General features: G+C 58.8%; 28 protein-coding genes. 12 read left to right on the forward strand and 16 right to left on the reverse strand.

Going from position 1 to position 26,414, the window contains the following annotated elements; all coding sequences use genetic code 11:
* Positions 1 to 22: 22 nt before the first annotated feature.
* Genes ABJD00_RS01050 through ABJD00_RS01065 form a run of 4 tightly spaced genes read right to left on the reverse strand, consistent with a single transcriptional unit; the run spans position 23 to position 3,962 of the window.
* Entirely contained in the window at positions 23 to 745 is a 723-nt protein-coding gene (locus ABJD00_RS01050) for an aspartate/glutamate racemase family protein (protein ID WP_413830238.1), read from the reverse strand.
* 2 nt (positions 746 to 747) lie between these two features.
* Positions 748 to 1,896 carry a M24 family metallopeptidase gene (locus ABJD00_RS01055; protein ID WP_413830240.1) on the reverse strand — a complete coding sequence of 383 codons (1,149 nt, stop codon included), beginning with the start codon at positions 1,894 to 1,896 and terminating at the stop codon, positions 748 to 750.
* A complete protein-coding gene (locus tag ABJD00_RS01060; RefSeq protein WP_413830242.1) occupies positions 1,893 to 2,930 on the reverse strand; it encodes a pyridoxal-phosphate dependent enzyme in 1,038 nt (345 codons plus the stop codon). Before ABJD00_RS01060 ends, ABJD00_RS01055 begins: the two co-directional genes overlap by 4 nt.
* 3 nt (positions 2,931 to 2,933) lie before the next feature.
* Complete coding sequence (locus ABJD00_RS01065; protein WP_413830244.1) at positions 2,934 to 3,962, reverse strand: L-idonate 5-dehydrogenase; 1,029 nt, start codon at positions 3,960 to 3,962, stop codon at positions 2,934 to 2,936.
* Positions 3,963 to 4,094: 132 nt separating this feature from the next.
* Here ABJD00_RS01065 and ABJD00_RS01070 point away from each other — a divergent pair, with 132 nt between their 5' ends.
* From ABJD00_RS01070 to ABJD00_RS01080, 3 genes are all read left to right on the forward strand, one after another.
* Positions 4,095 to 4,862 (forward strand): SDR family oxidoreductase, encoded by a 768-nt coding sequence (locus ABJD00_RS01070; RefSeq protein WP_413830246.1) that lies wholly within the window; start codon positions 4,095 to 4,097, stop codon positions 4,860 to 4,862.
* Positions 4,863 to 4,929: 67 nt separating this feature from the next.
* A complete protein-coding gene (locus tag ABJD00_RS01075; RefSeq protein WP_413830248.1) occupies positions 4,930 to 6,018 on the forward strand; it encodes a class I SAM-dependent methyltransferase in 1,089 nt (362 codons plus the stop codon).
* A 79-nt stretch (positions 6,019 to 6,097) separates the two neighbouring features.
* The gene (locus ABJD00_RS01080) at positions 6,098 to 7,225 is read left to right on the forward strand and encodes a beta-ketoacyl-ACP synthase III (protein WP_413830250.1); all 1,128 of its coding nucleotides are present in this window, start codon (positions 6,098 to 6,100) and stop codon (positions 7,223 to 7,225) included.
* On the opposite strand, the gene ABJD00_RS01085 is transcribed toward ABJD00_RS01080, so the two are convergent.
* The 3 genes from ABJD00_RS01085 to ABJD00_RS01095 form a co-directional block, all read right to left on the reverse strand.
* Entirely contained in the window at positions 7,186 to 9,117 is a 1,932-nt protein-coding gene (locus ABJD00_RS01085) for a patatin-like phospholipase family protein (RefSeq protein ID WP_413830252.1), read from the reverse strand. The genes ABJD00_RS01080 and ABJD00_RS01085 overlap by 40 nt on opposite strands.
* 174 nt (positions 9,118 to 9,291) lie before the next feature.
* Positions 9,292 to 10,020: an arsenical resistance protein ArsH gene (gene arsH, locus ABJD00_RS01090; protein ID WP_413830254.1), complete on the reverse strand. Its 729-nt coding sequence runs from the start codon at positions 10,018 to 10,020 to the stop codon at positions 9,292 to 9,294.
* Positions 10,013 to 10,471 carry a hypothetical protein gene (locus tag ABJD00_RS01095; RefSeq protein ID WP_413830256.1) on the reverse strand — a complete coding sequence of 153 codons (459 nt, stop codon included), beginning with the start codon at positions 10,469 to 10,471 and terminating at the stop codon, positions 10,013 to 10,015. Before ABJD00_RS01095 ends, arsH begins: the two co-directional genes overlap by 8 nt.
* A gap of 891 nt (positions 10,472 to 11,362) precedes the next feature.
* Between ABJD00_RS01095 and ABJD00_RS01100 the strand changes: the two genes are divergently transcribed.
* A complete protein-coding gene (locus ABJD00_RS01100) occupies positions 11,363 to 11,944 on the forward strand; it encodes a thymidine kinase (RefSeq protein ID WP_413830258.1) in 582 nt (193 codons plus the stop codon).
* A 42-nt stretch (positions 11,945 to 11,986) separates the two neighbouring features.
* Here ABJD00_RS01100 and ABJD00_RS01105 read toward each other — a convergent pair whose 3' ends face one another.
* Genes ABJD00_RS01105 through ABJD00_RS01120 form a run of 4 tightly spaced genes read right to left on the reverse strand, consistent with a single transcriptional unit; the run spans position 11,987 to position 14,619 of the window.
* Entirely contained in the window at positions 11,987 to 12,943 is a 957-nt protein-coding gene (locus ABJD00_RS01105; protein WP_413830260.1) for a 2-hydroxyacid dehydrogenase, read from the reverse strand.
* Positions 12,940 to 13,278 (reverse strand): tRNA-binding protein, encoded by a 339-nt coding sequence (locus ABJD00_RS01110; protein WP_413830262.1) that lies wholly within the window; start codon positions 13,276 to 13,278, stop codon positions 12,940 to 12,942. Before ABJD00_RS01110 ends, ABJD00_RS01105 begins: the two co-directional genes overlap by 4 nt.
* Complete coding sequence (proC, locus tag ABJD00_RS01115; protein WP_413830264.1) at positions 13,271 to 14,083, reverse strand: pyrroline-5-carboxylate reductase; 813 nt, start codon at positions 14,081 to 14,083, stop codon at positions 13,271 to 13,273. The genes ABJD00_RS01110 and proC overlap by 8 nt, the downstream gene beginning before the upstream one ends.
* A 35-nt stretch (positions 14,084 to 14,118) precedes the next feature.
* Positions 14,119 to 14,619 (reverse strand): YbjN domain-containing protein, encoded by a 501-nt coding sequence (locus ABJD00_RS01120; protein ID WP_413830266.1) that lies wholly within the window; start codon positions 14,617 to 14,619, stop codon positions 14,119 to 14,121.
* A gap of 645 nt (positions 14,620 to 15,264) precedes the next feature.
* Between ABJD00_RS01120 and ABJD00_RS01125 the strand changes: the two genes are divergently transcribed.
* Positions 15,265 to 15,951 carry a VPLPA-CTERM sorting domain-containing protein gene (locus ABJD00_RS01125; protein WP_413830268.1) on the forward strand — a complete coding sequence of 229 codons (687 nt, stop codon included), beginning with the start codon at positions 15,265 to 15,267 and terminating at the stop codon, positions 15,949 to 15,951.
* A 135-nt stretch (positions 15,952 to 16,086) separates the two neighbouring features.
* On the opposite strand, the gene ABJD00_RS01130 is transcribed toward ABJD00_RS01125, so the two are convergent.
* The 3 genes from ABJD00_RS01130 to ABJD00_RS01140 form a co-directional block, all read right to left on the reverse strand.
* Complete coding sequence (locus tag ABJD00_RS01130; RefSeq protein ID WP_413830270.1) at positions 16,087 to 16,470, reverse strand: hypothetical protein; 384 nt, start codon at positions 16,468 to 16,470, stop codon at positions 16,087 to 16,089.
* A gap of 94 nt (positions 16,471 to 16,564) precedes the next feature.
* The gene (locus tag ABJD00_RS01135) at positions 16,565 to 18,334 is read right to left on the reverse strand and encodes an adenylate/guanylate cyclase domain-containing protein (protein ID WP_413830272.1); all 1,770 of its coding nucleotides are present in this window, start codon (positions 18,332 to 18,334) and stop codon (positions 16,565 to 16,567) included.
* 214 nt (positions 18,335 to 18,548) lie between these two features.
* Complete coding sequence (locus tag ABJD00_RS01140; RefSeq protein WP_413830274.1) at positions 18,549 to 18,794, reverse strand: accessory factor UbiK family protein; 246 nt, start codon at positions 18,792 to 18,794, stop codon at positions 18,549 to 18,551.
* 95 nt (positions 18,795 to 18,889) lie between these two features.
* Between ABJD00_RS01140 and lgt the strand changes: the two genes are divergently transcribed.
* Genes lgt through pgeF form a run of 3 tightly spaced genes read left to right on the forward strand, consistent with a single transcriptional unit; the run spans position 18,890 to position 21,593 of the window.
* Positions 18,890 to 19,786, forward strand: coding sequence for a prolipoprotein diacylglyceryl transferase (gene lgt, locus ABJD00_RS01145; RefSeq protein ID WP_413830276.1), 897 nt, complete (start codon positions 18,890 to 18,892; stop codon positions 19,784 to 19,786).
* Positions 19,783 to 20,841, forward strand: a complete 1,059-nt coding sequence (locus ABJD00_RS01150) for a class I SAM-dependent methyltransferase (RefSeq protein WP_413830278.1) — start codon at positions 19,783 to 19,785, stop codon at positions 20,839 to 20,841. Before lgt ends, ABJD00_RS01150 begins: the two co-directional genes overlap by 4 nt.
* Complete coding sequence (gene pgeF, locus ABJD00_RS01155; RefSeq protein ID WP_413830280.1) at positions 20,838 to 21,593, forward strand: peptidoglycan editing factor PgeF; 756 nt, start codon at positions 20,838 to 20,840, stop codon at positions 21,591 to 21,593. The genes ABJD00_RS01150 and pgeF overlap by 4 nt, the downstream gene beginning before the upstream one ends.
* Here pgeF and ABJD00_RS01160 read toward each other — a convergent pair whose 3' ends face one another.
* Positions 21,594 to 21,863 (reverse strand): hypothetical protein, encoded by a 270-nt coding sequence (locus ABJD00_RS01160; protein ID WP_413853627.1) that lies wholly within the window; start codon positions 21,861 to 21,863, stop codon positions 21,594 to 21,596.
* On the opposite strand from ABJD00_RS01160, the gene ABJD00_RS01165 reads away from it, so the two are divergent.
* Both ABJD00_RS01165 and ABJD00_RS01170 read left to right on the forward strand, forming a co-directional pair.
* The gene (locus ABJD00_RS01165; RefSeq protein WP_413830284.1) at positions 21,851 to 21,991 is read left to right on the forward strand and encodes a hypothetical protein; all 141 of its coding nucleotides are present in this window, start codon (positions 21,851 to 21,853) and stop codon (positions 21,989 to 21,991) included. The two genes, ABJD00_RS01160 and ABJD00_RS01165, sit on opposite strands and share 13 nt — an antisense overlap.
* A gap of 232 nt (positions 21,992 to 22,223) precedes the next feature.
* A complete protein-coding gene (locus tag ABJD00_RS01170) occupies positions 22,224 to 22,934 on the forward strand; it encodes a Hint domain-containing protein (RefSeq protein ID WP_413830286.1) in 711 nt (236 codons plus the stop codon).
* Here the strand turns inward: ABJD00_RS01170 and ABJD00_RS01175 are convergent.
* Positions 22,931 to 23,431 (reverse strand): Lrp/AsnC family transcriptional regulator, encoded by a 501-nt coding sequence (locus ABJD00_RS01175; protein WP_413830288.1) that lies wholly within the window; start codon positions 23,429 to 23,431, stop codon positions 22,931 to 22,933. The two genes, ABJD00_RS01170 and ABJD00_RS01175, sit on opposite strands and share 4 nt — an antisense overlap.
* Before the next feature lie 201 nt (positions 23,432 to 23,632).
* Between ABJD00_RS01175 and trxB the strand changes: the two genes are divergently transcribed.
* Both trxB and ABJD00_RS01185 read left to right on the forward strand, forming a co-directional pair.
* Complete coding sequence (trxB, locus tag ABJD00_RS01180; protein WP_413830290.1) at positions 23,633 to 24,613, forward strand: thioredoxin-disulfide reductase; 981 nt, start codon at positions 23,633 to 23,635, stop codon at positions 24,611 to 24,613.
* Between the two features lie 101 nt (positions 24,614 to 24,714).
* A complete protein-coding gene (locus ABJD00_RS01185; RefSeq protein WP_413830292.1) occupies positions 24,715 to 26,409 on the forward strand; it encodes an adenylate/guanylate cyclase domain-containing protein in 1,695 nt (564 codons plus the stop codon).
* Positions 26,410 to 26,414 lie beyond the last annotated feature (5 nt).

Raw genomic sequence — 26,414 nt, forward strand, 5'->3', positions numbered from 1 at the left:
CCACCACGAGAATTTCGAGATTTCACAAAAGATCACGCGGATTGGTCACATCCGCACCGGCCAGATGCAGCATATGCCATGCCAAGACCAGATTGCTGGACAGCACCGGCACGCCAAGATCGCGCTGCAACGACCCAATAACATCCAGCGTGCGCAGGTTCGTGCAGGACAGGAACACCGCCTGCACATCCGCGCCATCCATGACCTTTTGGGTGGCCGCGATGATTGAAGCATCGTCGATCTGCGTGACCGCCTCTTCGTTGGCCTCGTCAAAGCTGATGAAATGGGGTGTTTCGATCTGGGCGCTGCGCAACACGTCCCGCAATCGGTCGGACACGGAGGCCACATAGGGTGAGACGATGGCGATGCGGTCGAGACCAAGGTGTTCGCAGGCTGCGATCAGGGCGGACACTGGTTCCGTCACGTGGTGTGCCGGGGTACCCGCGCGGACCCGCTCGGCTATAACTTCAGCCCCAATCTGTGCGGTTCCCGAAGTGCAGCCATAGCCCACCACGTCAAAGCTGTGTCCGCGTGGGAAAAGGGCGGCGGCTCCGCTGAGTGCGTTTTCCATCTGTGCAAGTGTTTCAGGAGAGACGTCAGTGGCCGAAGGGACGCGAGAGACCAGCAGGCTGATATCGGCGGGCATCAGGCGGCGGAAATCATCTTCGATCGTCCGGTCCGATTGGAGTGTGATCAGACCCAGTTTGTTCCGCGTTTCGGGTCGTTTTGTGTAAGGTGCTGTCATGCTCAGATCACCGGGATGTCGCGAGGGGCGGGTGTCGACAGATAGCGGGCGCCGTTTTCTGTGATCACGATGTTTTCCTCGTGCACCAGTGTCTTGCCCGTTGCGGTCATCAGCCCCGGCTCTAGCGTCAGCACCATGCCCGGTTCAAGCACGGTGTGATCGTCCGGGATCAGCGAAGGCCATTCCGTCAATTGCATTCCCAGCCCGTGCCCATAACGCCCGGCGTCAGACCCACCTGACCCACCGGTGAGCACCTTGTCCATGGCGTGAAACAGCTCCGCAGCCGTCGCCCCGGGGCGCGCGATGGCAAATCCCGCGTCGCTGGCCTCTAGCAGTCGGGCATAGGCGTCTTGGGTCGCGCCACTGGGCTGCCCTACGGACCAGTTGCGGTCAAAATCACTGAAATAGCCGTCGCGCACGACGCCTGTGTCCAACATCAGCACATCACCCTTGTCCAATGGGGCGTTGGTTGCGGGTGCAATGATGTCGCCGTACCCGCCCGGCCCGGCCGCACCGGCAAGGTAGGACACCCAGTCGGCCCCTTCCTCAAGGCATAGCATCTGAAAGGCGCGAAAAACCTGGGCAAGCGGAACACCGGCGCGCGCAATCTCGGGAACACGGGCAAAGGCGCGGTCTGCGATGCCACATGCGGCGGTGATTTTTTGCACCTCTGCTTGGGATTTGACGAGCCGGAGGCGGCGCAGGATTCCTGCGTCATCTGTGAAACTGCATGCATCCATGCGCTGGCGTAGGTCCACCCAGCTGTCCTGTGGCAAACGCAGGTGCGTCTCTGGACCTGACGGTATGCCAATGCGCCCGCCCTTGGGCACAACGTCACCCAAGGCGTCGATCAGCAATCCAATCCCGTCATCGCTGTAATCCGGGCTGCGCCACGTGCGGATGTCCTGCACCCAGGTCTGGCCCATCAACGGCGCACCGATCGACGGGATCACCGCAATGGGCGCGCCTGTGGCTGGCAGTATCACAAACCAAGGTCGCGTCGGGCTTTCCCAGAACCGTGTGAGGTAGCCGGTAAAGTAGCGCACCTCCGGTTCTGTGGTCAGCAACAGTGCGTCGAGGTTTGCGGCCTCCATATGATTTTGGGCACGCGCGACGCGAGCCTGAAACTCGGGCGTCTCAAAGCCGATCATGCATCACTCTGTTCGGACAGGATCACCAAAACGCGTGCATCTGCGTCCAGCCCCAATGTGCCGTTTGCGGCCAGCACTCCTGCGATCCCGGCGGCACCCGACGGCGTGCTTTCAAAGCCAAAGCGAGCAGCGAACGCTGCGCCCGCGTCCCCTTCCGCCTCAGAGATGGCCATGAAATCATCGGCGTCCCGCGCGAGCCCTTTGAGGGCGATCAGCGAAGCCACCTTGCAATCAAGCCGCCCCATTGCGGACACATGGCCAGTCGTTTCGACCAGCTTTCCAGCCTTGATGGACTCAATAAGGCAAGGTGCGGCCTCGGGCTCGACCACGATGATCCGGGTCGCGTCGCCCCAGTGCACCCGCGCGATAGCTGCGCAGGCCCCGGCAAGGCCGCCAACACCGGCTTGCAAAAAAAGATGGGTCGGAGGGGCGTCGATCTGCTCGAAAATTTCGGCCATCAAGGCAAGGTAGCCCTCCATCAAACGGTGCGGGCGCACGGTGTATCCGGGCCAAGAACTGTCCGACAAGAGCACAGCGCCTCTGTCTGCCGCGGCTTGCATTGCGGCGTCCATGCTGGCCTCGTAGTCAGCCCCGGCGCGCACGACCTCAGCGCCTACGCTGCGCAACCTGTCCGCAAAGCTCTCGGGTACAGTGTCGGCCAGATAGATAATCGACTGCGCCCCAAAGGCTGCGGCCCCCGCGGCGACTGACAATCCGTGGTTGCCGGCGCTGGCTGTGACATAAGTGTTGCCTCGCGCCTGGCCCTGCGCCGCATCGCAAGCGATGACGTAGGCCGCGCCAAGTGCTTTGAAACTGCCCAAACCCATACGGGACCGTTCGTCTTTGATCAGCACCTCGGCCACCCCAGCGGCATCCGCCAGTTCCGGGGCTGTGCTCAGTGGGGTTACATTGGCATGTGGACAGCGCGCCAGCAGTGCGCGCGGGGCCTCAGCGTCGACGCTTGGGTATGGCACGTCCGTCAGGATTGGATCGGATAGCGCTGCGCCGCAATATGAGTTTGAGAGACTGCGCATCGTTTAGAACACAATCTGCGCTTTGATCGCCTGACTGCGATCGGCAGCCATCTCAAAGGCCGCGTTCGCGTCGTCTAGGGCAAAGCTGTGGGTCACAAGCGGGGTCACGTCGATCTGTCCTCCTTGCATCATGGCGATGGCTGTTGCGAATTCCTCGTGAAAACGGAAAGACCCGCGAAAACTGATTTCTTTGGCCGTCATGGCCTGTACTGGCAAGGTCATATCACCACCCAACCCCAGTTGCACGAGTACCGCGCGCGGGCGCAGAGCCGGAATGGCCGCAACCAGCGCAGGCGCGGCCCCACTGCATTCAAAGTGAACGTCAAAATGGCCTTTGTCCGCGTGATACTCTGCTAACCCATCTGGCGTTTCTGCCATGTTGATCGTGCGGGTTGCCCCCACTTTTTCGGCCATGGACAGGGTAAAAGGGGCAATATCGGTCGCCACAATCTCAACTGCGCCCGCCGCGCGCGCCACCAGAACACAGAGTTGGCCGATAGGTCCGCAGCCCGTGACCAAAACCCGCTTGCCCATCAAATCGCCCGCCTGTTTTGCAGCGTGAAGGCACACTGCCAAAGGTTCGCCCACGGCCGCTTCTGCCGCGCTTAACCCGTCAGCGGGCACGCATTGTGCTGCGTCAGCGACGATGTACTGACGGAACGCGCCCTGAATGTGGGGGAACGGCATCGCAGAGCCATAAAAGCGCATGTTAAGGCAGTGTTGTGGCGTGCCCTCGTGGCAATAGCTGCAGGCATGACACGGACGGGACGGCGAGATTGCGACCAGTTGCCCAGGCACGAGACCAGTAACGCCCGCGCCCAACGTCTCGACATGCCCGGACACCTCGTGTCCGAGGATCATCGGTTCGCGCAGACGTACGGCGCCGAAGCCGCCATGCTGGTAATAGTGCAGGTCCGAACCGCAAATCCCACCCGCAGCCATTTTGACCAGTACCTGCCCGGGGCCGACCAGCGGCACCTCGCGCTCTTCTACCCGCAAGTCTTTCGCGGCGTGGACAACGATGGCTTTCATTGGCGGGGTTCTCCTGATCTGTCTTGCGCGCAGCATGCGCAGTATGCAAGCAGGGTACAAGCACTGGTTGACCCCTTTCCTTACCCTAACTATGTTACCGGTAACAGCTCAAAAAACAAAGGCCTTCGCACCATGTCCACTGCACTTTTCTCGCTCGCTGGCACGCGCGCTCTGATCACAGGTTCGTCCCAGGGGATCGGCCTTGCGCTGGCTGCGGGCATGGGGGCGGCAGGGGCCGAAATTGTGCTGAACGGACGGGACACAGCCAAGCTGGACGCCGCCGCGTCGGCCCTGAGTGCACAGGGCATCACAACCCATACAGTGGCGTTTGATGCAACTGACCATGAAGGCGTGCGGGCGGCCGTGGATGGGTTCGAGGACACCACAGGCCCGATCGACATCCTGATCAACAATGCGGGCATGCAGCACCGCACCCCTCTGGAGGATTTCCCGGCAGATGCGTTTGAGCGGTTGTTGCAGACCAATGTGGCATCAGTCTTTCATGTTGGTCAGGCCTGTGCGCGGCACATGATCAAGCGCGGCGCGGGCAAGATCATCAACATCGCGTCGGTTCAGACTGCACTGGCCCGCCCCGGCATCGCGCCCTACACCGCAACCAAGGGGGCTGTGGCTAACCTTACCAAGGGCATGGCCACCGACTGGGCCCGGTTGGGCCTGAACTGCAACGCGATTGCGCCGGGGTATTTTGATACCCCGCTGAACGCGGCCCTCGTGGCCGATCCCGAGTTCTCTGCATGGCTCGAAAAGCGCACGCCCGCTGGGCGCTGGGGTCAAGTGGATGAACTGGTGGGTGCAGCTGTGTTTCTGTCTTCGGCAGCTTCAACCTTTGTGAACGGGCACACACTTTATGTAGACGGCGGGATTACCGCGTCGCTGTAATCCGTGCCCCAGTGGGTCGTGCAATTTTAGTTGGCCCGGCGACAAAACTTTGCCACACTGCGTGCCCATGCAGCATCCGGACACACGCGACACGCAGTTGTATGAGTTGGAACGCAGGCTGGCCGATGACATTGGGCAAGTTGCGCGCAGCCTTGATGTGCCACCACACATCCGTGATCCCGAGGATTTGCGCCGCGCATGGCGCAAAACCAGCGCCTCGCACAGCACACTTCGGACCCTGATCAAAGACATTCTGCGTGACACCTCGGATCAGGACAAACTGCCCGTAGCCCGCCGACGCGCATTACGCGACTTGAAATCCAACGCCCGCGCCATCCGGCGTCAATTGCTGGACTGGGCCCGCGTGAGCCTCATCATCGAACACCAACACGCGCGCCCTGAAACCGACCTCGTGCAGGTGTCCGAGTTGATCCATGGCCCGCAGGATGTTCTGGATCATGTGACTGCTTTGTTCATGCATGCCTTGCACAAAATCGCAAACCCGTCCGAACACACCCAAAGCGCCAGCGCTGAAAAAGATGGGCTGTACCGCGATATCCCGCTGCCAATGAGCCAGTTTTCATCGCTGATAGGAGCTGCCTATCGGTTGTGTCTGGCGCAACGAAAAACGCACCCTTTGCGGTTTCTGGATGTGGGCAGCGGCGGGGGCACCAAAGTGTTGGCGGCCACCACCTGTTTCGATGTTTGTCATGGATTGGAATACGAGGCCCACACGTTTGCGACCGGATCCCAAGTGCTTGAGGGGCTGGGTGCGGACCGCTGCACCCTGTTTCACGGCAATGCGTTCGAGTTTGAAGACTACGGCAATTATGATGTGATCTACTACTTTCGCCCCATGCAATCGAACCCGGATATGATCGCGCTAGAGGCCCGTATACTGGCACAGGCCCGCCCCGGCACGTTTCTGTGCGTGCCCGGTGAAATGGCGACGCCAAACCATGACGCAGCGGGCGCACGCAATGTGAGCGGGCATGTTTATGCGACCGGTATGAGCAAGGACGAGGTCGATGACTTGCACTTTGCAGCCCGCCATATCGGGACATCGGTTCCTGGCTTTTTCAAAACCCCGCCAAGGGTGTCCCCTCTGCTTGAACGTCTGTTGATGGCCTGTGCACGCAACGGCTACCGCATCTAGACGCAGCGCCCACCCTTGCAGGTGCCACAGCGCGCCTGTAGGTTTGCTCGACTTCTGATCACCCTCAAAGGGGCACGCCTTGACCTTCACTCCCGCGATCACCGGCACCGGCGTCTTTACACCTGAATTGTCCATTTCCAACGCAGAACTGGTGGTCGCATTCAACACCTACGCGGACCGGTTCAACGCGGAAAACGCGGATGCAATTGCAGCCGGAGAGATCGAAGCCAAAGCGTACTCTTCCGAAGAGTTCATCCTCAAAGCCTCCGGCATCGAACGCCGTTACGTCATGGACAAAGACGGCATTCTGGATCCCGCCGTCATGCATCCGCTCTTGCGCCAGCGCAGCGACGACGAACCGTCGATCATGGCAGAAATGGGGGTCGATGCCGCAAACAAGGCATTGGCAGCGGCTGGCAAGACAGCAGCAGATGTTGGAGCCCTGATCTGTGCGGCGTCCAACGTTGAACGCGCCTACCCCGCCGTGGCCATTGAAATTCAGGAACTACTCGGCGTGCAGGGCTTTGCCTTTGACATGAACGTTGCATGCTCTTCCGCCACGTTTGGCATTCAGGCAGCAGCAGACATGGTGCGGTCAGGTTCCATCAAATCTGCACTCGTGGTCAATCCGGAAATCTGCTCAGCACACCTCGAATGGCGCGACCGGGACTGCCATTTCATTTTTGGCGATGTGGCCACCGCCACGCTGATCGAGCGGGCGGAAGACGCAACAGGCCCCTACTTTGAAATCAGGTCAACGCGCTGTGCGACCGAATTTTCCAACAACATCCGCAACAACAACGGCTATTTGCGCCGCTCGCGCCCGGCCGGAATGGTGGACCGGCGCGACATGCAATTCATGCAAAACGGGCGCAAAGTGTTCAAGGAAGTGCTGCCCATGGTCAGCAGTCACATCGCCGGACACATGGGCGATGAGGGGGTGGCGGCGGGCGATCTCAAACGCCTTTGGCTACATCAAGCCAACAAATCCATGAACGATTTCATTGGTAAAAAAGTACTGGGACGCGATCCGATGCCGGGCGAACAACCCAACATCCTTCAGGACTATGCCAATACGTCTTCCGCCGGGTCGATCATCGCGTTCTCTCAGAATTCTGATGACATGCAGAGCGGTGATCTTGGTATAATCTGTTCGTTTGGCGCGGGCTATTCCGTTGGTTCGGTGATTGTGGAGAGGCGCGGCTGACGCGGCTCTTCATCACTCGGCATCTCTTCGACCATCGCATCCATGGCTGAAGCCACCCCGCGCAATCGCTCAAGGCGACCTTCGTGGGTATCTGGCACCTGCATCTGCGAAAGCATCTCAGACACCTGAGTGTAGGAAACATCAAAGAACTCGCGCCCCCGTTTCCAGTCCATGAACCTCATACCCTTGAGCACCGAGATGTTCAGCAAGACATCGTCGCCCACGTCTGTCAGACGCAAAAGTTTGCGTGCATTGACCACCATTGCGCGTGCCAGAACCGCAAAAGCGGTCGGGTGGCGTTCCGCTTCACTTGCGGGCTTGCGCATCATGGTGGTCAGGGCTTTCATCCTTGTGGGATAGTCCTCGTATTTCGCCCGCACCATCCACGGTTTGCCAGGTACAAAGTTGAGGAGTACGTTCGATCCCGCCTTGAGCGAACGCATGGCACCAATCGGCACATTGTCGATCAATCCCCCATCAATCAGAACCTCACCGTTGCTGCGCAGGAAAGGCGGGAAAATGCCAGGGATCGCGCTTGAGGCGCGGATGGCCTGCCAAAGAGGACCCGTTCGGATCACCGAAACATCGTTGTGGGTGAGACTGGTGGAGACAGCAAAGAAATTCAGCTGCAGATCCTCAACATCACCCATCCCAAAGTGTTTGCGAAAAGCGTCATCAAGCACAGAATGATCGAGCAGCGAAAACCTCGGTATGGTCAGGCGCGCCATGGCTTTTGAGCGCAGGAAAATCTCCTCACATTGCTCCATGGTCTCGTCTGGATCATACCCCAAAGCAATCGCTCCGGCCATCGCCGCGCCAACACTGGTACCGCCAACGAAATCAAAGGTATAGCCGTGGTCATGCAGCGCCTTGACCACTCCCAGATGCGCGGTGCCATAAGCCCCCCCTCCGCACATCACCAACCCAATCGCTTCGCCGCGCACAAAGCGCGCGATACGGGCAAAATCCGGCTCAGAATCCAGTGCTAAGTGGTGGTGCAAACGCACGGGTCGCCCCTCCAGCCATTTGGCCGTTTGCGCCGTACTGTCCCCTATTTTCGGTCTGTGCAAAACAAAATGCAGGTGCGTCGGCAACGTCGCACCATAGATCGCATGCTCCAAGTCAGATGGCGCATCCTCTGGGCCAAACGCACCCTCTTTGGGCGCGATGATCATGATAGTGTCAGAATTGTTGGCCGTGACCCGTTGCCAAATTGGGTTCGTCTTCGGATCCGCGCAAATCAACAGCAGATTACCGTAAGCCGCTTCTTGCTCTTCGAGCCATGCGGCCAAGGCGCGAGCGTCTTCCAGCAGGTCTGGAGCGCAATCCTGCGCCTCAATGACTTGCCAGTGTGCCTCCGCTTCAAAAACGGCGCGAATTCCGGCAACAAAAGTAGGGTTGATGACCGGATCCGCGCCACCGGGAAACATCGCGCAGACATGGCCTGACTCGGGTCGTAAATGCGGTGTAGCGGGAATGGTGCGCGCCAGACGCTGGGACACAGCCGCCAGAATGCCATTCGCCAGCGCAGGTGTGGCGGCGGCGAGATCGTCGTAGGCCGCGCGGCTCAGACACATAATCGCACTGTCGCGTGCAGCGACCACTGTGGCTGTGCGGGTGCCCCCGGCGAAAAAGGCCAGTTCGCCAATCGGCTCACCTTTTGATATCTCAGCAATGGCCTGCCCGTTATGCAGAACCGTAAAGCGGCCGCGCAACACGATGAACAACGTATCAGCGGCGTCGCCTTCGTTGATAAGAACCTCGCCCCGGCTCATGTCCCGATAGTCTGCGGTCCGGGCCATTTGCTCAAGGATTTCGGGCGCCAAAGCACCAAACCCATCAATGTCGCGCAACAAAGCGACTAGCTCTGCATAGCTTGTATCACTGGCCACGTTTGCGACCCCCCTTAACCGCGCACAGATTGCACCGCGACCTACCCCACAAGCAAGATGCTACTATGCCGCGTACTACGCGGTATCAGAATACCGCCCAAAAAAGCACAGTGTCCTGGGCCCTTGGGCGGGCGCCTATTTGCGCGCAAACGCAAAAACAGTCGCGCACCGGACCTAACCGTCAGTTTTAGATACCCGTTGATGAACTGCCTCAGCACTTTCAACCCGTTCGGAATATCGATTTACTAAATAGTCCGACCGGCCCCTCACCATCCACGTGAACTTGACCAGCTCTTCCATCACATCCACCACACGCGCATAGAACGGGCCCGCAGGAAGGCGGCCGTTCTTGAATTCCAGCCAAGCCTTGGGAAGGCTCGACTGGTTTGGGATCGTTACCATCCGCATCCAACGCCCCAGAATGCGCATCTGGTTGACCGCATTAAAACTCTGCGAGCCGCCGGAAACCTGCATCACAGCCAGCGTCTTTCCTTGGGTCGGGCGAATGCCCCCCTTCAACGACAAGGGCAGCCAATCTATCTGGCTTTTGATCAGGCCAGTCATGGCCCCATGGCGTTCAGGACTGGACCAGACCATGCCTTCGGCCCAGACCGCCAGATCGCGCAGTTCAACGACTTTTGGGTGGGTGCCATCATCGGCATCAACCTGCGGCAGACCGGTGGGGTCAAATATGCGGGTCTCGCAGTCCAGATGGCGCAAGATGCGCGCGCTCTCTTCGGCGGCACGGCGCGAATAGCTTTCAGGGCGCAATGATCCGTAAAGCAGCAGAATACGTGGCGGATGGCCCGGATCGCCTTTGGCGCGCAATGCCTCGGTGTCAATCTGAGGCAGGGCAGCCGCCACCAAGGCGGGTAGATCGTCGGCCTGCGCCTGATCAGCCACTTTCGTCTTCCAGATGCAATTTCATGTCGATCAGCACCTGTTGCAGCAGCGTTGTCTCTCTCAACAACCGCTTGGCCTCGTTTACGGTGATGATACCATCCTCAATGGATTGCTGATATTCACTCATCAACATGGCAAACCGCTGGCTGAGCGCAATCACATCGCTGTTCACGCCGCCGGGTCGTTCGTCATTGGGACGGCGGTCATCATGGCTGAGGGTAATACCCTGCAATTCGGCCAGCGCGCAGGTCACATGGGGAAAGCTTGCGTCTTTCTCAAGCGCGACGACCGCATCAATCGGCATGAAGCGATCTGCATGTTCGGGATTGTCTGAGTAATAGCGCCCAAGAGTGGCCTTGGACTTGCCCGTCATGCCGCATGCCGGCTCGATACCGACATCCTTCACCAATGCCTCGGTATGCTTTTTCAGATAGCTGCCAAATCCGGCCATACAATGTCCCTCGTTCACTCAGACCTATCGCCACAACCCGCACGTGCGGGGAAACGATCCGGTCTTTTCCCATTAATCAACTCAAAAGCAAATGTCATTTGTAAATGGTCCTAAGAGTTGCGGGACGTAATGAGTAACTGGTGGCCCCAGCGCCGGAACGTGGTGGGGTCTGCCATGATCTTCTGTCACGTGGGACTGACAGGCCGGAACGATCCGGTAGCAAGACAGGCAGATCCGTCGGAGTTAACAAGTATCGGGGCAGGCACATCCCCAAAATGAACGGTGTGATTTCTGCATCCACTCGCCTGCCCTAAAAGTAACACAGTACCGAATGTGGTCCGAGAATTTGACATGCGCTGCCACAAGCGCCGCAATTGCTCGGACCCACCCATTTTCAGATCGTTACTGAGCCGCTCTTTAGAGGTGCTTACAGAGACTAGTCTTTTCCTGGGCCTCGTCAGAACTGGCCAACATTCACAAACTTTTGGCTGTCATTCGAAAGCGCAGGCGGCTTCCTTGCCTCATATGCAGTGCAAGGGCCAAACCACTCACGGATATGCACTTGGTTGCGTGGGGCAGGTCTGTGACCGCCCAGTAGTCACGAATTGCCCCGCGCAACCATTTCCCCACACTGTATAGTCCCTGTACCGACATAACTCCGTCAGGTCTTCGCGCGATGTGCAAATTCCACAATGCCCCTTTAGGTTGTCTGCAAGGCCACCAGTGTGAGCGAATTATCTCAGCAGGAACAATTGCTTGTCTTGCTGGCCTCTGTCACCCGCAGGGGTAAAGGCAGCACTTCGATGAATCAACATTCCATCAGGTATTGTCCTTACGTGTCGCAATGGACTAGATGAAACCGCCTCTAACCACATGAAAAGGCTTCGCATTGTGGCCAAGCTCTACTTCCATTACTCCACCATGAACGCAGGCAAGTCGACTGTGCTGCTACAGGCCGCGCACAACTACCGTGAACGCGGCATGGTGCCCTATCTGCTGACCGCGCGCCTTGATGACCGTGCCGGGGCCGGTCGAATCGCATCGCGTATCGGCATCGGTGCAGAAGCGGACATTTTCACGCCCACAGATGATCTTTTTGAACGTCTCGCCGCACAGCAGGCCAACGGACCAATTGCTTGTGTGTTCGTGGACGAGGCCCAGTTTTTGACCGAGGATCAGGTCTGGCAGCTGGCGCGCGTTGTTGATGATCTGGACCTGCCAGTGATGTGCTATGGCCTGCGTGTCGACTTTTTGGGCAAGCTCTTTCCCGGTTCGGCCACACTGCTGGCGCTTGCCGACGAGATGCGCGAAGTGCGCACAATCTGTCATTGCGGAAAAAAGGCGACCATGGTCATTCGCCGCGATGCGGATGGGCGCGCGCAAGCTGGCGGCGCGCAGGTGCAGATCGGGGGTAATGACACCTATGTCTCGTTATGCCGCCGCCACTGGCGCGAAGCGATGGGGGATGGGTGAAGAACAGGCAAAACACCTGCGCCCGTCGCCATTTGCAAGACACTACACCGGATTAGGCAGAGCCTGACCTTCACAAAACGCCGCCACATTGCGCACGGCCATCAATCCCATATCTAATCGCACCTCAAGGGCCGCAGTGCCCAGATGCGGCAACAGTGTCACGTTATCGAGCGCACGCAACGCCTTTGGCACCTCGGGTTCGCGCTCGTACACATCAAGGCCCGCACCACCGATCTGACCGCTCTGAAGCGCTGCGATCAGCGCGGCTTCATCCACCACATCCCCGCGCGATATGTTAACGAGGTGGGCGTGAGGCTGCATCGCGGCCAATACATCCGCGCCGATCAAGTGACGGGTTTCAGCACCACCGGGCACAGCCGCGACGATAAAGTCCACGCTCTGCGCCAACGTGTGCAGATCAGGCGCATGGGTGGCTGGAAAATCGAGGTCCTTGTCCGAGCGGTTGAAGTAGTACACGTCCATCCCGAAGCCGAAATGACAGCGCCGCGCGATGGCCTGCCCAATCCGGCCCATACCAACGATGCCAACCTTCTTGCCGCTCATGTGCAGGCCCAGCATTTGCGTCGGGTGCCATCCGGGCCAGTCATCGCTGCGCACCATCCGCTCACCCTCGCCCGCCCGGCGCGCCGACATCAGCATCAGCATCAGCGCGATATCTGCCGTGGCATCGGTAACCGCTCCCGGAGTGTTGCTTACGGCGACACCAGCGCTTTGTGCCGCCGCGACGTCAATATGATTGTATCCGACCCCAAAGTTGGCCAGCAGTCTGCAGCGTGGCTTTGGCACATCGGCAAACACTGCCGCAGAAAACTGATCCCCAAGAGTGGGCAGAACGATGTCAAAATCCGTCAGGGCCGCGCGCAGCTCTGCATCAGTCAGCGGCAAGGTCTCACTGCGTACCACGACATCGTCACAACAGGCGCGCGCCGCCGCAACGACGTCTTCCGGCAAAGGTCGTGTGATCCATAGTTTGGTCAATGGAGCCGCCCCCCTGTCGGCACGTCCTTGTCAGGCGTGGCCAACACAATCGCGCCGTCCTCATCGGGAAAGCCGAGCACCAGTACCTCAGACATAAACGGTCCGATCTGGCGCGGTGGGAAATTCACCACCGCCATGACCTGCCGACCAACCAAGGTTTCGGGCTCATAGTGCACCGTGACCTGCGCCGATGTTTTTCGCTCGCCCAATTCTGGACCGAAATCGACCCACATCTTGATTGCCGGCTTACGCGCCTCGGGAAATGGTTCGGCCCGTACCACGCGGCCCACACGGACATCTACCTTCAGGAAATCCTCAAACTCGATCTCAGCCACGCGACAACTCCTCGGATCTTTTGGTGGCCGCCGCAACAGCCCGGGGTAGCAAGGACGGAAAGCCCGCAGCTTCATCCATCAAAACTTCCAAAGCGGCCTGTGTGGTGCCATTTGGGCTTGTCACGTTGACGCGTAATTGGGTGGGATCATCATCCGATTGCATCGCCAAGGCCCCTGCCCCCGCGACGGTGGCCTTGGCCAGTTGCATCGCAAGGTCCGGTGACAACCCCTGCGCCAAACCGCCCGCCGCCAGCGTTTCGATCAGATGAAAAACATAGGCCGGGCCAGAGCCGCTGACGCCCGTGACCGCGTCCATCTGCGCCTCCCCCTCCAATCGGACGACATCACCAACCGCAGACAACAGTTCTGCCGCCTCATCCAACGCGCCCTGTCCGGCGGCATTGGCACAGATCGCCGTAATGCCGCGCCCAATGGCGGCTGGCGTGTTGGGCATCGCGCGCACGATTGGGGTGTCGGCTCCAAATGCCGCCTCAAAAGAAGCCAGGGACGTACCTGCCGCCACCGAGACAAACACCGTTTCTCCCCCTCCCAGCGCCGAAATGGCAGGCAGCGCATCCCCCATCATTTGCGGTTTGACGGCCACAAGTACCACGGCAGGGGCCTCGGGCAACGGGGCGTTGATATGTACACCTGTCCCGCGCAGCCACAGCGAGGGTACCGGCTCGATCACCCAGACCTTGTCTGCGGGCAACCCGCGTTCCAGCCATCCGGCCAGCATCGCCGACCCCATCTTGCCACAGCCCAGAAGCACAAGGCCCTGGGCTGCGATCCGTGTCTTCTTCATGGATTCAGTTCCCCAAGTGATCTCAGGGGGAAAGGTTACGCGCGGCCATAGGCCTCTGCAATGGCGACCTGAATGGCATCCTTGGGCGTACGGTCACCCCAGATCAGCAATTGCAGGGCGGGATAGTAACGCTCGGCGCTCATCACCGCAGCGCCGATCATGGTGTCGATCTGCTCGGCAGATGCCACCTGACCACCGCTAAGGACCAAACCATACCGGTAAACCATCAGCTTTTGCTCTTCCCAATAAGTGAAGGACCCGGCCCAGCACTGATCGTTGATCAGATTGAGCAACTCATAAAGCTCGGCGCGTTTTTCTTCGGTTGGCTCCATCTCGAAGGTGCACACCATACGCAGTGTTTCGTCATAGCCCGACCATGCCAGCGTGAGAGAATATGTTCGCCACTGGCCCTCAACGGCCATTGCGATCTGATCATCTGCAATACGGTCGAAATCCCACTCATGATGTTCGGCGATATGCTCGACGATATCGATGGGATGAATGTCATCGTCCAGGAACTGCTCGGAAAGGGCCATGGTGCCACCTCTTATTCGCTAGTAGCGATGGGGGCTGGCAGCGCCCCAAGCGCTAGGTGCCTGCTCTAGAAACCGGGGCTATTCCCCGTGCCTCTACGATATATGGTGACCGCGCCCATGGCGTCTGGCAACCCTTTATTTGGGGATAACCGCAATAAGTTGGGGACAAAGCGCCGTGGGGCGCAAAATGAGGGCATGGAAGTGGGGATGGGCCAGTCGCGGTCAAGTCGAGTGAAATCTGGTCTAAAGCAGAGCTGCCGGGAAGATCAGAACGTCGGGCTGCCCGCCAAATCTTGGGAAGGGACGGCATCTGTCACGTGGTTTTATGCGCTTTGATGGGCAGGCAGGCAAACTGGCAAGCACCCGTTCTTTCTCTAGGTTGCGGATGAGTCGTCCGCTCCAACGTGACATCGCGCTCAGCCTAAAAAATAAAGGAGGGGCTGCCATATTTTCCGAGATAGTTTGGTGTTTTGAGAGCCATTGTTCACGAAAAACGAGCGCTGCCGCTACCGTGGCGTGAAACTGCCTCAGTTTTGCCAGATTCACCTTGCGCGGCGGATCAAAATACAGCAACCGATCATACATTACTATGACAATTGATCGATGACGCTTAGCTGCGGCGCGTAAAGAGTTGAGGAACAGACAATGAAAAGCATTGCAAAATTTGCAACAACTGCCTCCGTATTGGCCGTGATGGCGACCGGTGCTTCAGCCGCGACCTATACGTTTACCGAAGGCAACGGTCAAAACCGCAAGTTGGTTGCTGGTTCGACGGACCTGAACGACTCTCCGGTACCCGACGGAATTCCACTGGGTAGTTTCGCCAACGACGATGTTATCCAGCTGCACGGTCGGATTGTGTCGTCCCAGGATGTGTTCACTTACACTTTCGCCTTTGCCAGCGCGTTTAAGGTTGAGTTCGATCTGGACGGCTATGAGCTGGCCACTGATCTGATCTCATCAGACGGCGTTTCCACGTTTGAAACCATCTCCGGACTTGTCGGACAAGTGGAAAAAGGCGGAAACCCTGAAACGGGAAGCACGAAAAAGGCTGTCGCATTTACGCTAGCACGCACCGGATCGAGCGTCACCAAGAGTTTCACAACAGATGTCTGGCACGACAATCCTAGCGACGGGTTCATCTTTTCCGGTCTTGGCGGCTTCGAGTACACGTTGACGGTTGATGGTTCGCTGCAGCCAACCCAAAGTGCGGTTGCACTATATGACCTCAAAATTTCCGCCGTTCCGATCCCTGCTGCAGGCTTCATGCTTCTCGGTGGACTTGGCGGCTTGGCAGCTCTGCGTCGCCGCAAAGGTAAAGCGCAAGGCTGACCAGCTGACCGCAAGACTGCAATTATTCAAAGGTCGCATTGAGATGCGGCCTTTTTCTCTGGCGCGACACTTGTTGCGTTGGCGCAGAATTCTCGAATGGTTTTCGCGGTTTTCCTCCGAACCGGACCAAAAGGTCTAAAATAAGAGAATTTCGATGGGCGAACTGTCGTCAGTAAAGGACATGTTGGCAACGTTTCGGATCTGTTGCGCGCTCACATCCAGAATCAGGTCAGAATCCCTTAGCGTCAACAACTTGGTTTTGGTTTGGACGACGATGTCCTTTCCACCCGCACGCACAGCAAAGATCGAACCGCCTTGCGCCAAAAGAAACAAATACACCCGGTCGTTGTTCACGGAAATGCCGTCCGCAACACCAATCACAGCGCCGTCTGCAGACAAAAGGCGCAGGCCTTTGGTGATTTCAATGGAAGCGGCTTCGGATTTGCTCAATTCAGCCTGCGACGGCAACGCGGCCATGTTCAGGGCAAAAACGGCAAGGCAAGTGCGCAAAAAAGCCATCGAGGATCCTCCACATCTGATATTCAAAAGATACGGGCGAAGCAGGCAACTGGATGTCCGTCGATGTTTTTTTGAGAACAGACGCCACGCCGGGTCAGTCAAGCAATCCAGCCATCCGATAGCCCGACAGCCAGTTGTCCTTGTCTTCAAGCCTCTGACAGATACGGGCATGATACTTGGCATATCGCGCAAAGTCAGAACTTTCCGCGCACACGGCACGGAAGGTGTCCGCCGCCTCTGCCGCTTGGTCCATCCGCCCCATGTGGGCATGGCACGCAGCGATCTGGGCAAAAGTGTGCGGTGGCGGGTCGGCCCAGGATTTCAGGATGTCCAGGCAGTCATCGTATCGACGCAACATGTACAGACACTCCGCCATGGGCTCCTTGGTGAAATCGAGGATTTGAGGGTCCATACTCGTTGCCTCTTCCATCACACGCAATCCATCCTCGCACTGGCCTGCGCCATTCAGGATCGATCCGTAGACCACGCGGCACTGCATATCATATGGATTGATCTTTAGAGCGGTTTCAATGTGCATGCGCGCCCGATCACTTTCGCCAAGCCAGTAATAGGCCTCGGCCACAAAGGCCAACAGCGTCGGGTCACTGGAACCCGTCTTTAGCGCTTCGGCCAGATACTGGCGTGCACGTTCTTCGGGGTCGCCGTACCAAACCCCAAGGCTGAAGAGAGAATAGGCATACAAATTGGCCAGAACCGCGTGCGCCTGCACATAGTTGGGATCAATCGCCAGCGCCCGCTCGAGCGCACTGACAGCGCGCGGATCAGCGCCGGCCGATGTCAGAAAAATCCAGCGACCCTGCAGGAACAGCTCATAGGCCGAAAAGGCAGTCGTCGGCTTGCTCTGAATGCGCGTCGACAAAGCGCTGCGCAAACGGTTAGGCAAGACGGCCGCGATCGCGTTGGTCACCTCATCCTGCACGGCAAAGACGTCTTCAAGGTCGCGGTCATAGCGCTCGGCCCAGATGTGCCCGCCATCACCCACATCGATCAGTTGCACGGATATACGCACGCGTCCGCCCGCTTTGCGCACTGACCCCTCAACCAGATACTTGACGCCCAGCGCTTCGCCGGCTTCGCCCGCATCGAGCCGCTGGCCTTTTAGTGCAAAAGACGAATTGCGCGCCTTCACGTGCAGATCTCGGAACCGGCTGAGCGCGGTGATGATGTCCTCAGTGATCCCGTCCGAGAAAAACTCCTGTTCAGGATCGGCACTGAGGTTTTCAAAAGGCAGTACCGCAACCGAGGCCTGACGCGCCGCTTCCAACGCGATGGGTTCGCGCAGGGCTATGGCGGTCGTGCTTTTGGCCGCGCCGGATTGTGACCACTGATGCACCTGCTGTGGGTCACTCATGCCTTTGAGAGTGACAAGGCCCCCGTCAGCAAATGGTACATCCGTCTTGCCGCGCACCTGCTGGTAAACCGCGTCCGAAATACATACCCCCCCGGGGGCTGCCTCACTTTGCAGGCGGGCGACCATGTTCACACCCTCACCGTGGATGTCGTCGCCTTCGACAATGATGTCACCAAGGTTCACCGCAATGCGAAACGCAAGCTGGCGCAAATCCATGCTTTCGGCCTCGCCCACGTGCAAGTGCATCTGTTTTTGCAACTCGACGGCACAGGTCACAGCATTAAGGACAGAGGAGAATTCCATAAGGAACGCATCCCCCATCGTTTTGATGATGCGCCCCTTGTACATGCGAGATACGGGACCGAAAAAGTTCTTTTCCAGCTTTTGAAACAAAGCCCGCGTGCCAACCTCGTCGCGCTGAATCAGACCGGAATACCCCACAATATCTGCCATAACGATGGCGGCGAGACGGCGTTCGGGCTGGTCGGACATCAAAGTATCTCAGCAAATTTCCGAAGGTATCGGTCGACACAGTGCATCGCCGGGCTCGCGATTGCCAGCTTATCCCGGGCACAGCGCCAATTTACGCAGAAAGCCTGGTCGAACACCGGGCAATCACGTGCAACTTACATCTTTGGAATGGTGCGGCAGCGCCTCCGTTTGATCAGGCGCCGATCAGTGATCGGGCCCTGATAAGTCAAACGGCTTACTTGGACGCTGCTTCCATCGCATCCAGACGCGCTTTCAGCGCTTCGTTTTCTTCGCGGGCTTTTTGCGCCATCGCGCGGACCGCGTCGAATTCCTCGCGGGTGACAAAATCACGGTCCGCCAGCCAGCGGTCCATCATCGACTTCATCGCCGTCTCGGCCTCGTCCCGCGCGCCTTGGGCGACGCCCATCGCGTTGGTCATCAGTTGCGAGATATCGTCGAAAATCTTGCCACGTGCCTGCATCTGTCGTCTCCCGTTCAAAGCTGACCCCTATATGGGGGCCACAAGCCCACGGGGCAAGCTTGACCTTACCCGCAGCCAGAGGCATTCAGACGCAGATGAACGCGCTCCTCCCCTTCCCCAACATCTCGCCCGAGATATTTTCCATTTCGCTGTTTGGCATGGATTTGGCCCTGCGCTGGTATGCGCTGGCCTATATCGTTGGGATCATTATCGGCTGGCGGCTGGTGGTGATGACGGTCAAGACGCCTCGGCTCTGGCCCGGGCAGCAACCCGTCATGTCCCCCGCGCAGATCGAAGACATGCTGACATGGATCATTCTCGGCGTTCTTTTGGGTGGGCGCCTCGGCTACGTTCTGTTCTATCAACCCGGCGTGTACCTCGAAAATCCGTTCGCGATCCTCGCCATCTGGGAAGGCGGCATGGCTTTCCACGGCGGGCTTTTGGGCGTGGTGCTTGCCGCGTTCCTCTACACAAGACGCCACAAAATCTCGCAACTTAGTGCGGCAGACGCAATCGCTCTGGGCGTACCGCCCGGTCTGCTCCTCGGCCGGATCGCCAACTTCATCAATGCTGAGCTTTGGGGGCGGCCTACCGAGCTGCCGTGGGGCGTTATCTTTCCTGGGCAAGCCGCACAATACTGCCCGCAGATCGTTGGCGCGTGTGCGCGCCACCCTTCGCAGCTTTACGAGGCCTTTCTTGAGGGATTTGTCTTGCTCACCCTCCTTTTGTGGATGGTCTGGCGGCGCGAAGCGTTCAAGCGGCCCGGTCTGGTCTGTGGCACTTTCCTTGCAGGCTACGGGTTGTCGCGCTTTGCAGTTGAATTCGTCCGCCAACCAGATGCGCAATTTGTCGGTCCTGCCAACCCACTGGGACTGGCCTGGCATGTGGGCGGCTACGGGCTGACGATGGGGCAACTGTTATCGCTGCCGATGATCTTTCTGGGTCTCTTTCTGATCTGGCGCGCGCGCCGGATTGGCCTAAGTGCCGCATGACGCTGGAACGGGAACTGGCGGCCCGGATTGCGGCCTCGGGACCAATAACCGTTGCCGAGTATATGAGCACGGCGCTTCTGCACCCCACACACGGGTACTACAGCACCCGTGACCCGCTTGGCGCGGATGGGGATTTCACGACCGCCCCGGAAATCAGCCAGATGTTTGGTGAACTGATCGGCCTGTGCCTGGCGCAAAGCTGGCTGGATCAAGGATTACCAAGTCCCTTCACACTGGCAGAACTCGGCCCCGGGCGCGGCACCTTGATGGCCGATACCTTGCGGGCAACAAAAAAAGTACCCGGGTTCCATGACGGTGCTCGGATCGTACTGGTCGAGGCGTCACCAGTACTTAAGACGCTGCAAGCAGAGACACTGGCCCCATTTACTCCGACATGGATCGACACAGTTGCCGACTTGCCCGACCTCCCCCTTTGGCTTGTCGCCAATGAATTCTTTGACGCCCTGCCGGTACGACAGTTTCAGCGTGACGGCACTGGGTGGCGCGAACGCAGTGTTGGACTAAAGGACGAAACACTGACCTTCGGCCTCTCTCCCGTTGGCCCGCAACCCGCCCTTGACCACAGGCTGGAGGATACAAAGGACGGCGATCTGGTGGAACTGAACGCCCCGGCACAGGCAATCACTGCGGACATCGGCGCGCGTGTGGCCAAGGGCGGTGCAGCGCTGATCATCGACTACGGCGACTGGCGCAGCCTAGGGGATACGCTTCAAGCCCTGCGTGGGCACGTCCCTACTGACCCATTGGATGCCCCCGGGCACGCAGACCTGACCACACATGTGGATTTTGAGGCCCTCAGCAGCGCCGCCGCCCCGGCCACATTCACGCGCCTGACGCCTCAGGGTGTCTTCCTCGAACGGCTGGGAATCACCAATCGTGCGCAAACACTCGCCAGTGCGATGACGGAAGAGAACCTGAATGCCCATATTGCAGCACATCGACGGTTGACGCACCCCGATGAAATGGGAAACCTGTTTAAGGTGCTGGGTCTCTACCCGCCAGATGCACCGCCCCCGCCCGGACTGGAGCCATGACGCTTGAAATCCTGACCGCCGACACTCTCGCGCCCCTGCGCCACGGCTTCTTCACGCGCAAAGGTGGGGCATCTTCGGGTGTGTTTGAGGGGCTGAATTGCGGCACCGGCAGCACGGATCAGACCGAAATCGTTGCAATCAACCGGAGCCGTGTGGCGGAGGCGCTTGAAGTGCCCGACGACCATCTTGCAGCCGTACACCAAGTGCATTCGAGTGATGCGATCCATGTCAGCGGTGCCCAAACCGAAAAACCCCGCGCCGACGGGTTGGTCACTGCCACGCCTGGCCTTGCTCTGACAGTACTAACGGCGGACTGCCAGCCTGTGCTCTTTGCCGATGCAGGCGCGGGCGTAATCGGCGCTGCCCATGCCGGTTGGAAAGGTGCACAAGCTGGGGTGCTTGAAGCGACTGTAGACGCAATGGTCACCCTCGGGGCCAACCGCGAAAATATCCATGCCGTCATCGGCCCCTCGATCAGCCAGCGCGCTTACGAAGTGGGGCCGGAGTTTTTTGATACCTTTCTGGATGAAGATCCCGAAAACGCCCGCTTTTTCGCAGGTGGTGACGGTGACAGGATGCATTTTGACTTGCCCGGTTACGGGCTGGCACGATTGCGTGCTGCCGGGGTGGGGTCTGCTGAGTGGACAAGGCACTGCACATATTTTGATGCCGATAGGTTCTATTCCTACCGCCGTTCAGTACACGCCAAGGATCCCGACTACGGACGATTGATCTCGGCCATCGTGCTGTGATCAGGGCACGGACAAGGCACAAGTCGCCGCAACTGCGCCCCATTGTTTCCCTTCGCGCACCAATGCATGAGGCAAAGCCCAAATAATTAAGGGTTTTTGCAAAATGTGCGCCACGCCATGATTGGCCAGAAAGTTTTTCTCAAATTTTCGAAAAACGCGCAGGGCCGTCAAAAACGCGCCCGAATGCAGCGCCATTCTGTATGCGAGGCGGGCAAAAGCCCGGACAGAACAAAAAAAACGCGAAGGCAATAGAACAGATGGCAAAAACACGTTTCATCAAATCCGTGGTCAAATCGGCCAAAGAAGATACCACCCAACTGCCATGGGCACGCGGTACACGGCGGGCAGCCTTTATCGCCAAGCGGAACTCAGCGGCAGTTCTGCGCAAATCTGCATAAGCGCTGATCCGCGCCCCTCGAATCAAATGTGGCGCGCTTGTCCTGCAAGGCGTCAACAATCCCGACCAAAGGCGCATCATTGATGCGCCTTACTCAGTTTATGTTCCCCTTTTATTGATAATTTGCGGCTAATTTCAGAATTAATCTATATTGTTGAGACACATGGCTAGAGCCCATCTGTCGTCGTCGGTGGGGGCCGACACGGATGTGACCAGTAAGACTGAGGTTACACATGACGATCCCCGCTGCTATGCGCACACATCGCGCTCCCTCCACCCCTGTAATGCCGACCCGTTCCTATGATGTGGCCGCGCTCAACCCCGATGGCACGCGCTTTGTGCACAGTTTTCAAGCGCCGATGCTCCCCCTGTTTGAAACCGCATTTTCTGCTTTTGCCCGCGGGACTACTCTGGCCGGTCCTCATGGGGCTATTGCAATCGAAGACCTTGTGCCCGGCGACTGGCTCAACACATCGGCCGGTCAACCGGCAGAGGTGACATGGATCGGATCAACCACCTTCGTGCCTGCCCATTCAGGGCGGCGCATGCCGCTGGTGCGGATCATGGCGGACAGCTTTGGGCAAAGCCGCCCATCTTCTTTTGTTTCACTGGGCAAGGGCGCGCGCGTTCTGCAAACGCCACCGCATTTGCGCGGATCAACTGGCGGCGCGCAGACCCTGACCCCAATCAGCGATTTTGTGGACGGCGTGAACGTGATTGAAGTCTCTCCGCCCACACCGGTACACTTGTTTCACCTGTGCCTGACGCGCCATGCGGCGGTGGATGTGGGCGGCATGATGGTCGAAACCTTTCACCCCGGTATGGGTGGCACCCGCGACATGTCATACGCCCAGCGCGATCAGTTTCTGTCGATGTTCCCGCGAGTTTCGCACATCACGGATTTCGGTCCATTGGCACACCCACGCGCGCCAGAGGCAGCCTAGGCCGACTTGGCCAATCGCTCCTCAAGCACATCAAACGGCACGCCAGGGGCATCCTTGGCCTGCCGGATCACCAGCGATGTCTTGACGGATTCCACATTGGGAGTGGTTAGCAACTCGCCTGTCAGAAAGCTCTGAAAGCTGGACAGGTCTGGCGCCACGCATTTTAGGATGAAGTCAACTTCGCCGTTCAGCATGTGACACTCGCGTACCAGCGGCCACGCACGGCAGCGATCTTCGAACGCACTCAGGTCGGCCTCGGCCTGACTGGCCAGACCTACATTGGCAAACACCTGCACTTCGAAACCCAGAACATGGGCGTCCACGTCACCGTGATAGCCACGGATGTACCCTGACTCTTCCAGCGTGCGCACACGGCGCAAGCAAGGCGGAGCTGAAATACCCACCCGTTTGGCCAGTTCCACATTGGTCATGCGGCCATCCGCCTGCAATTCGGCCAGAATCTTTCGATCGATCTCGTCCAGACGTGTGCTTGCCATGATTGCCCCCTCATTTTACGCGATGTTATAGCAGGCCGGGTCAAGCGCGCAATAATATTTCACACTTGCGCAACATTTGAAAATTTATTTCGCGTAAGACCTATGCGCAGCGCACACATCTGCCTGCCAAAATCGGGGTTCAAACCCATGGCACGCAAGTCTATATCATCACAACAATCCCCGCCTCAGGAGAGCTGCCAAATGTCCGACACAAAACGCACCAAGGTTCTGATCATCGGCTCCGGCCCTGCCGGATACACAGCGGGCGTCTACGCCAGTCGAGCGATGCTCGACCCCATCCTCGTGCAAGGGATCGAACCAGGCGGGCAGTTGACCACCACGACCGAAGTCGAAAATTGGCCTGGTGACACCGAGGTGCAGGGCCCTGATCTGATGGTGCGGATGGAAAGTCACGCCACGGCCATGGGCTGCGAAATCATCGGTGACATCATCAGTTCCGTGGACTTCTCCAAACGGCCCTTCGTTGCGCAATCCGACAGCGGCACGGTTTATGTGGCCGACGCGATTATCCTTGCCACGGGCGCGCGCGCCAAATGGCTTGGCCTGCCGTCTGAGGAAAAATTCAAAGGCTTTGGCGTTTCCGCCTGCGCCACCTGCGACGGCTTCTTCTATCGCGGTCAGGAAATCGCCGTGATCGGCGGTGGCAATACGGCCGTCGAAGAGGCGCTGTTCCTCACCAATTTCGCCTCCAAAGTCACGCTGATCCACCGCCGGGACGAACTGCGCGCAGAAAAGATCCTGATCGACCGGCTGATGAAAAACCCCAAGATCGAACCGCTCTGGTTCCATCAGCTCGAGGAGGTCTATGGGACGGACACGCCCCTTGGCGTCGAAGGGATCAAGGTCAAACACACGCAAACAGGTGAAATCACGGACATCCCGGCCAAGGGCGTCTTTGTGGCCATCGGCCACGCGCCTGCCAACGAACTGGTCAAGGATGTGCTGGACACCCACATGGGCGGCTACGTGGTCACCAAACCCGACAGCACAGAAACTTCCATTCCGGGCGTGTTTGCTGCGGGCGACCTCACAGACCACAAATACCGGCAGGCCGTCACGTCTGCGGGCATGGGCTGTATGGCCGCTCTCGAGGCGGAACGGTTTATCGCCGAAAACGGTGTCGAGGACGCAGCAATGGATTACACCGCCGTCGCTGAATAAATCCTGCCCTTGGACTGTTACCTCAATGCCGCGCGCCTCCCGTTGACCGGGGCAGGCACGCGCGCCACTGTGCACGGACCAGACAGGATCGAGAGAACAAGATGAATTCAGAGCTGTGGCGCGGCAGTTGGGCGACCCGCATTCGGATCGTGTCCGGGTTGATCTTGATGGCCTATGTCGCGGCCCACCTGATAAATCTCGCCTCGGCCCTGATCTCACCGGATGCATATGACATGGTGCAGAAGGTGCGGTTTTGGGTCATCCGTTCTGATATCGGCACAACCGTGATCGGACTGGCGCTGCTTGCCCATATGGCGCTGTCACTGGGCAAGGTGGCCTTGGCGCGTTCTCTTCGGATGCCGCTGCGCGACGCGCTGCAAATCTCGCTCGGGTTGATCATACCCCTGATCCTTGTCAGCCACGTGATATACACTCGTGCGGCACACGAGGTATTGGGCGTGAACACCACGCTTGGCTATATCAACACTCTGATCTGGACCACGTGGGATGGTTGGATGCAGGCACTCTTGGTCATTGTCACATGGGTGCACGGCATGATCGGGATGCACGTGTGGTTAAGGGTGACACGTTGGTGGCGGGCATCATTTCCTTGGATTGTCGGCGTTAGCGTCCTGATCCCGACACTCGCGCTTGTTGGGTTTGTCATCTCCGCGCGGGTGATGCGCGGGCTGATGCAAGATCCACGGGCCGCAGACCTTGCCCGGCAGGCATGGAACTTCCCTGACAGGGAAGGGTTTCAGCTGCTGGCCCAATTCGATCAGCAATCCACTCTGGCAGTTTGGGCAGTGCTGGCCCTTGCCCTGTTTGTCTTTGGCGTACGTCGCACGATGACGGCATTGCGCAAACCGATCCGGGTTCAATACATTGATGGCCCCCAAGTGCGCGCACCGCGCGGCCAAACGCTGCTGGAAACCTCGCGCAGCAACGGCGTAGCCCATACGGCACTGTGTGGCGGGCGTGGACGCTGTACCACCTGCCGCGTCATCGTCGAAGACGGGATGGACGACCTGCCCCCGCCATCCGAGGCAGAGGCCCGCACACTGGCCGCCGTCGGCGCTCCCCCCAATGCGCGGCTTGCCTGCCAGATGCGGCCCAGCGCCCCGATCAGCGTTTTTCGCGTCTTTGCGCCTGACGGCAAACGCAGCCGCGCCCACGCAAGCCAAGGGAAAGAGGCGCAACTGGCCGTCCTGTTCCTTGATATGCGCGGGTTCACCGCCCGCACAGACGGGCAGTTGCCCTATGACGTTGTGTTCCTGCTAAACCGCTTTTTCGACCAGATCGTGCCGCCGATCAACAAGGCTGGCGGGACCGTGGACAAGTACATGGGCGATGGGCTGATGGCGGTGTTTGAGACGGACACGCCCAGTGCCTCTGCACGTGCCGCGATCCAAGCTGTCGAAGGCATCGGACACGCGCTTGAGACTTTCAACGAAACACTCAAAAGCGAAGGCGGCGCGCCCGTAGCGATTGGCATCGGTGTGCATCTGGGCAATGTCGTGCTGGGCGAGATTGGGGCAGCGGGCCAAGCCCCCCGGACGTTGATCGGGGACACGGTGAACACCGCCTCACGCCTCGAGAGCGAAACCAAGGGGCTCGCTGTTCAGGCCTTGATATCCGAAGAAACCCTTCAAGCCGCCGGACACGCCGTTGCGACAAGCAACATGGTCCAGCTCTCCTTGCGCGGCCTTGAACATCCCCTGCCCGCGCTGGCGATAGATCAAGCCAACCAATTGCAAGACACGCTGGGGAAAGCCGGCGAAAACGCCCTCGCATAGTGCTG

It is taken from the genome of Tateyamaria sp. (assembly GCF_039945315.1).
Classification (GTDB): domain Bacteria; phylum Pseudomonadota; class Alphaproteobacteria; order Rhodobacterales; family Rhodobacteraceae; genus Tateyamaria.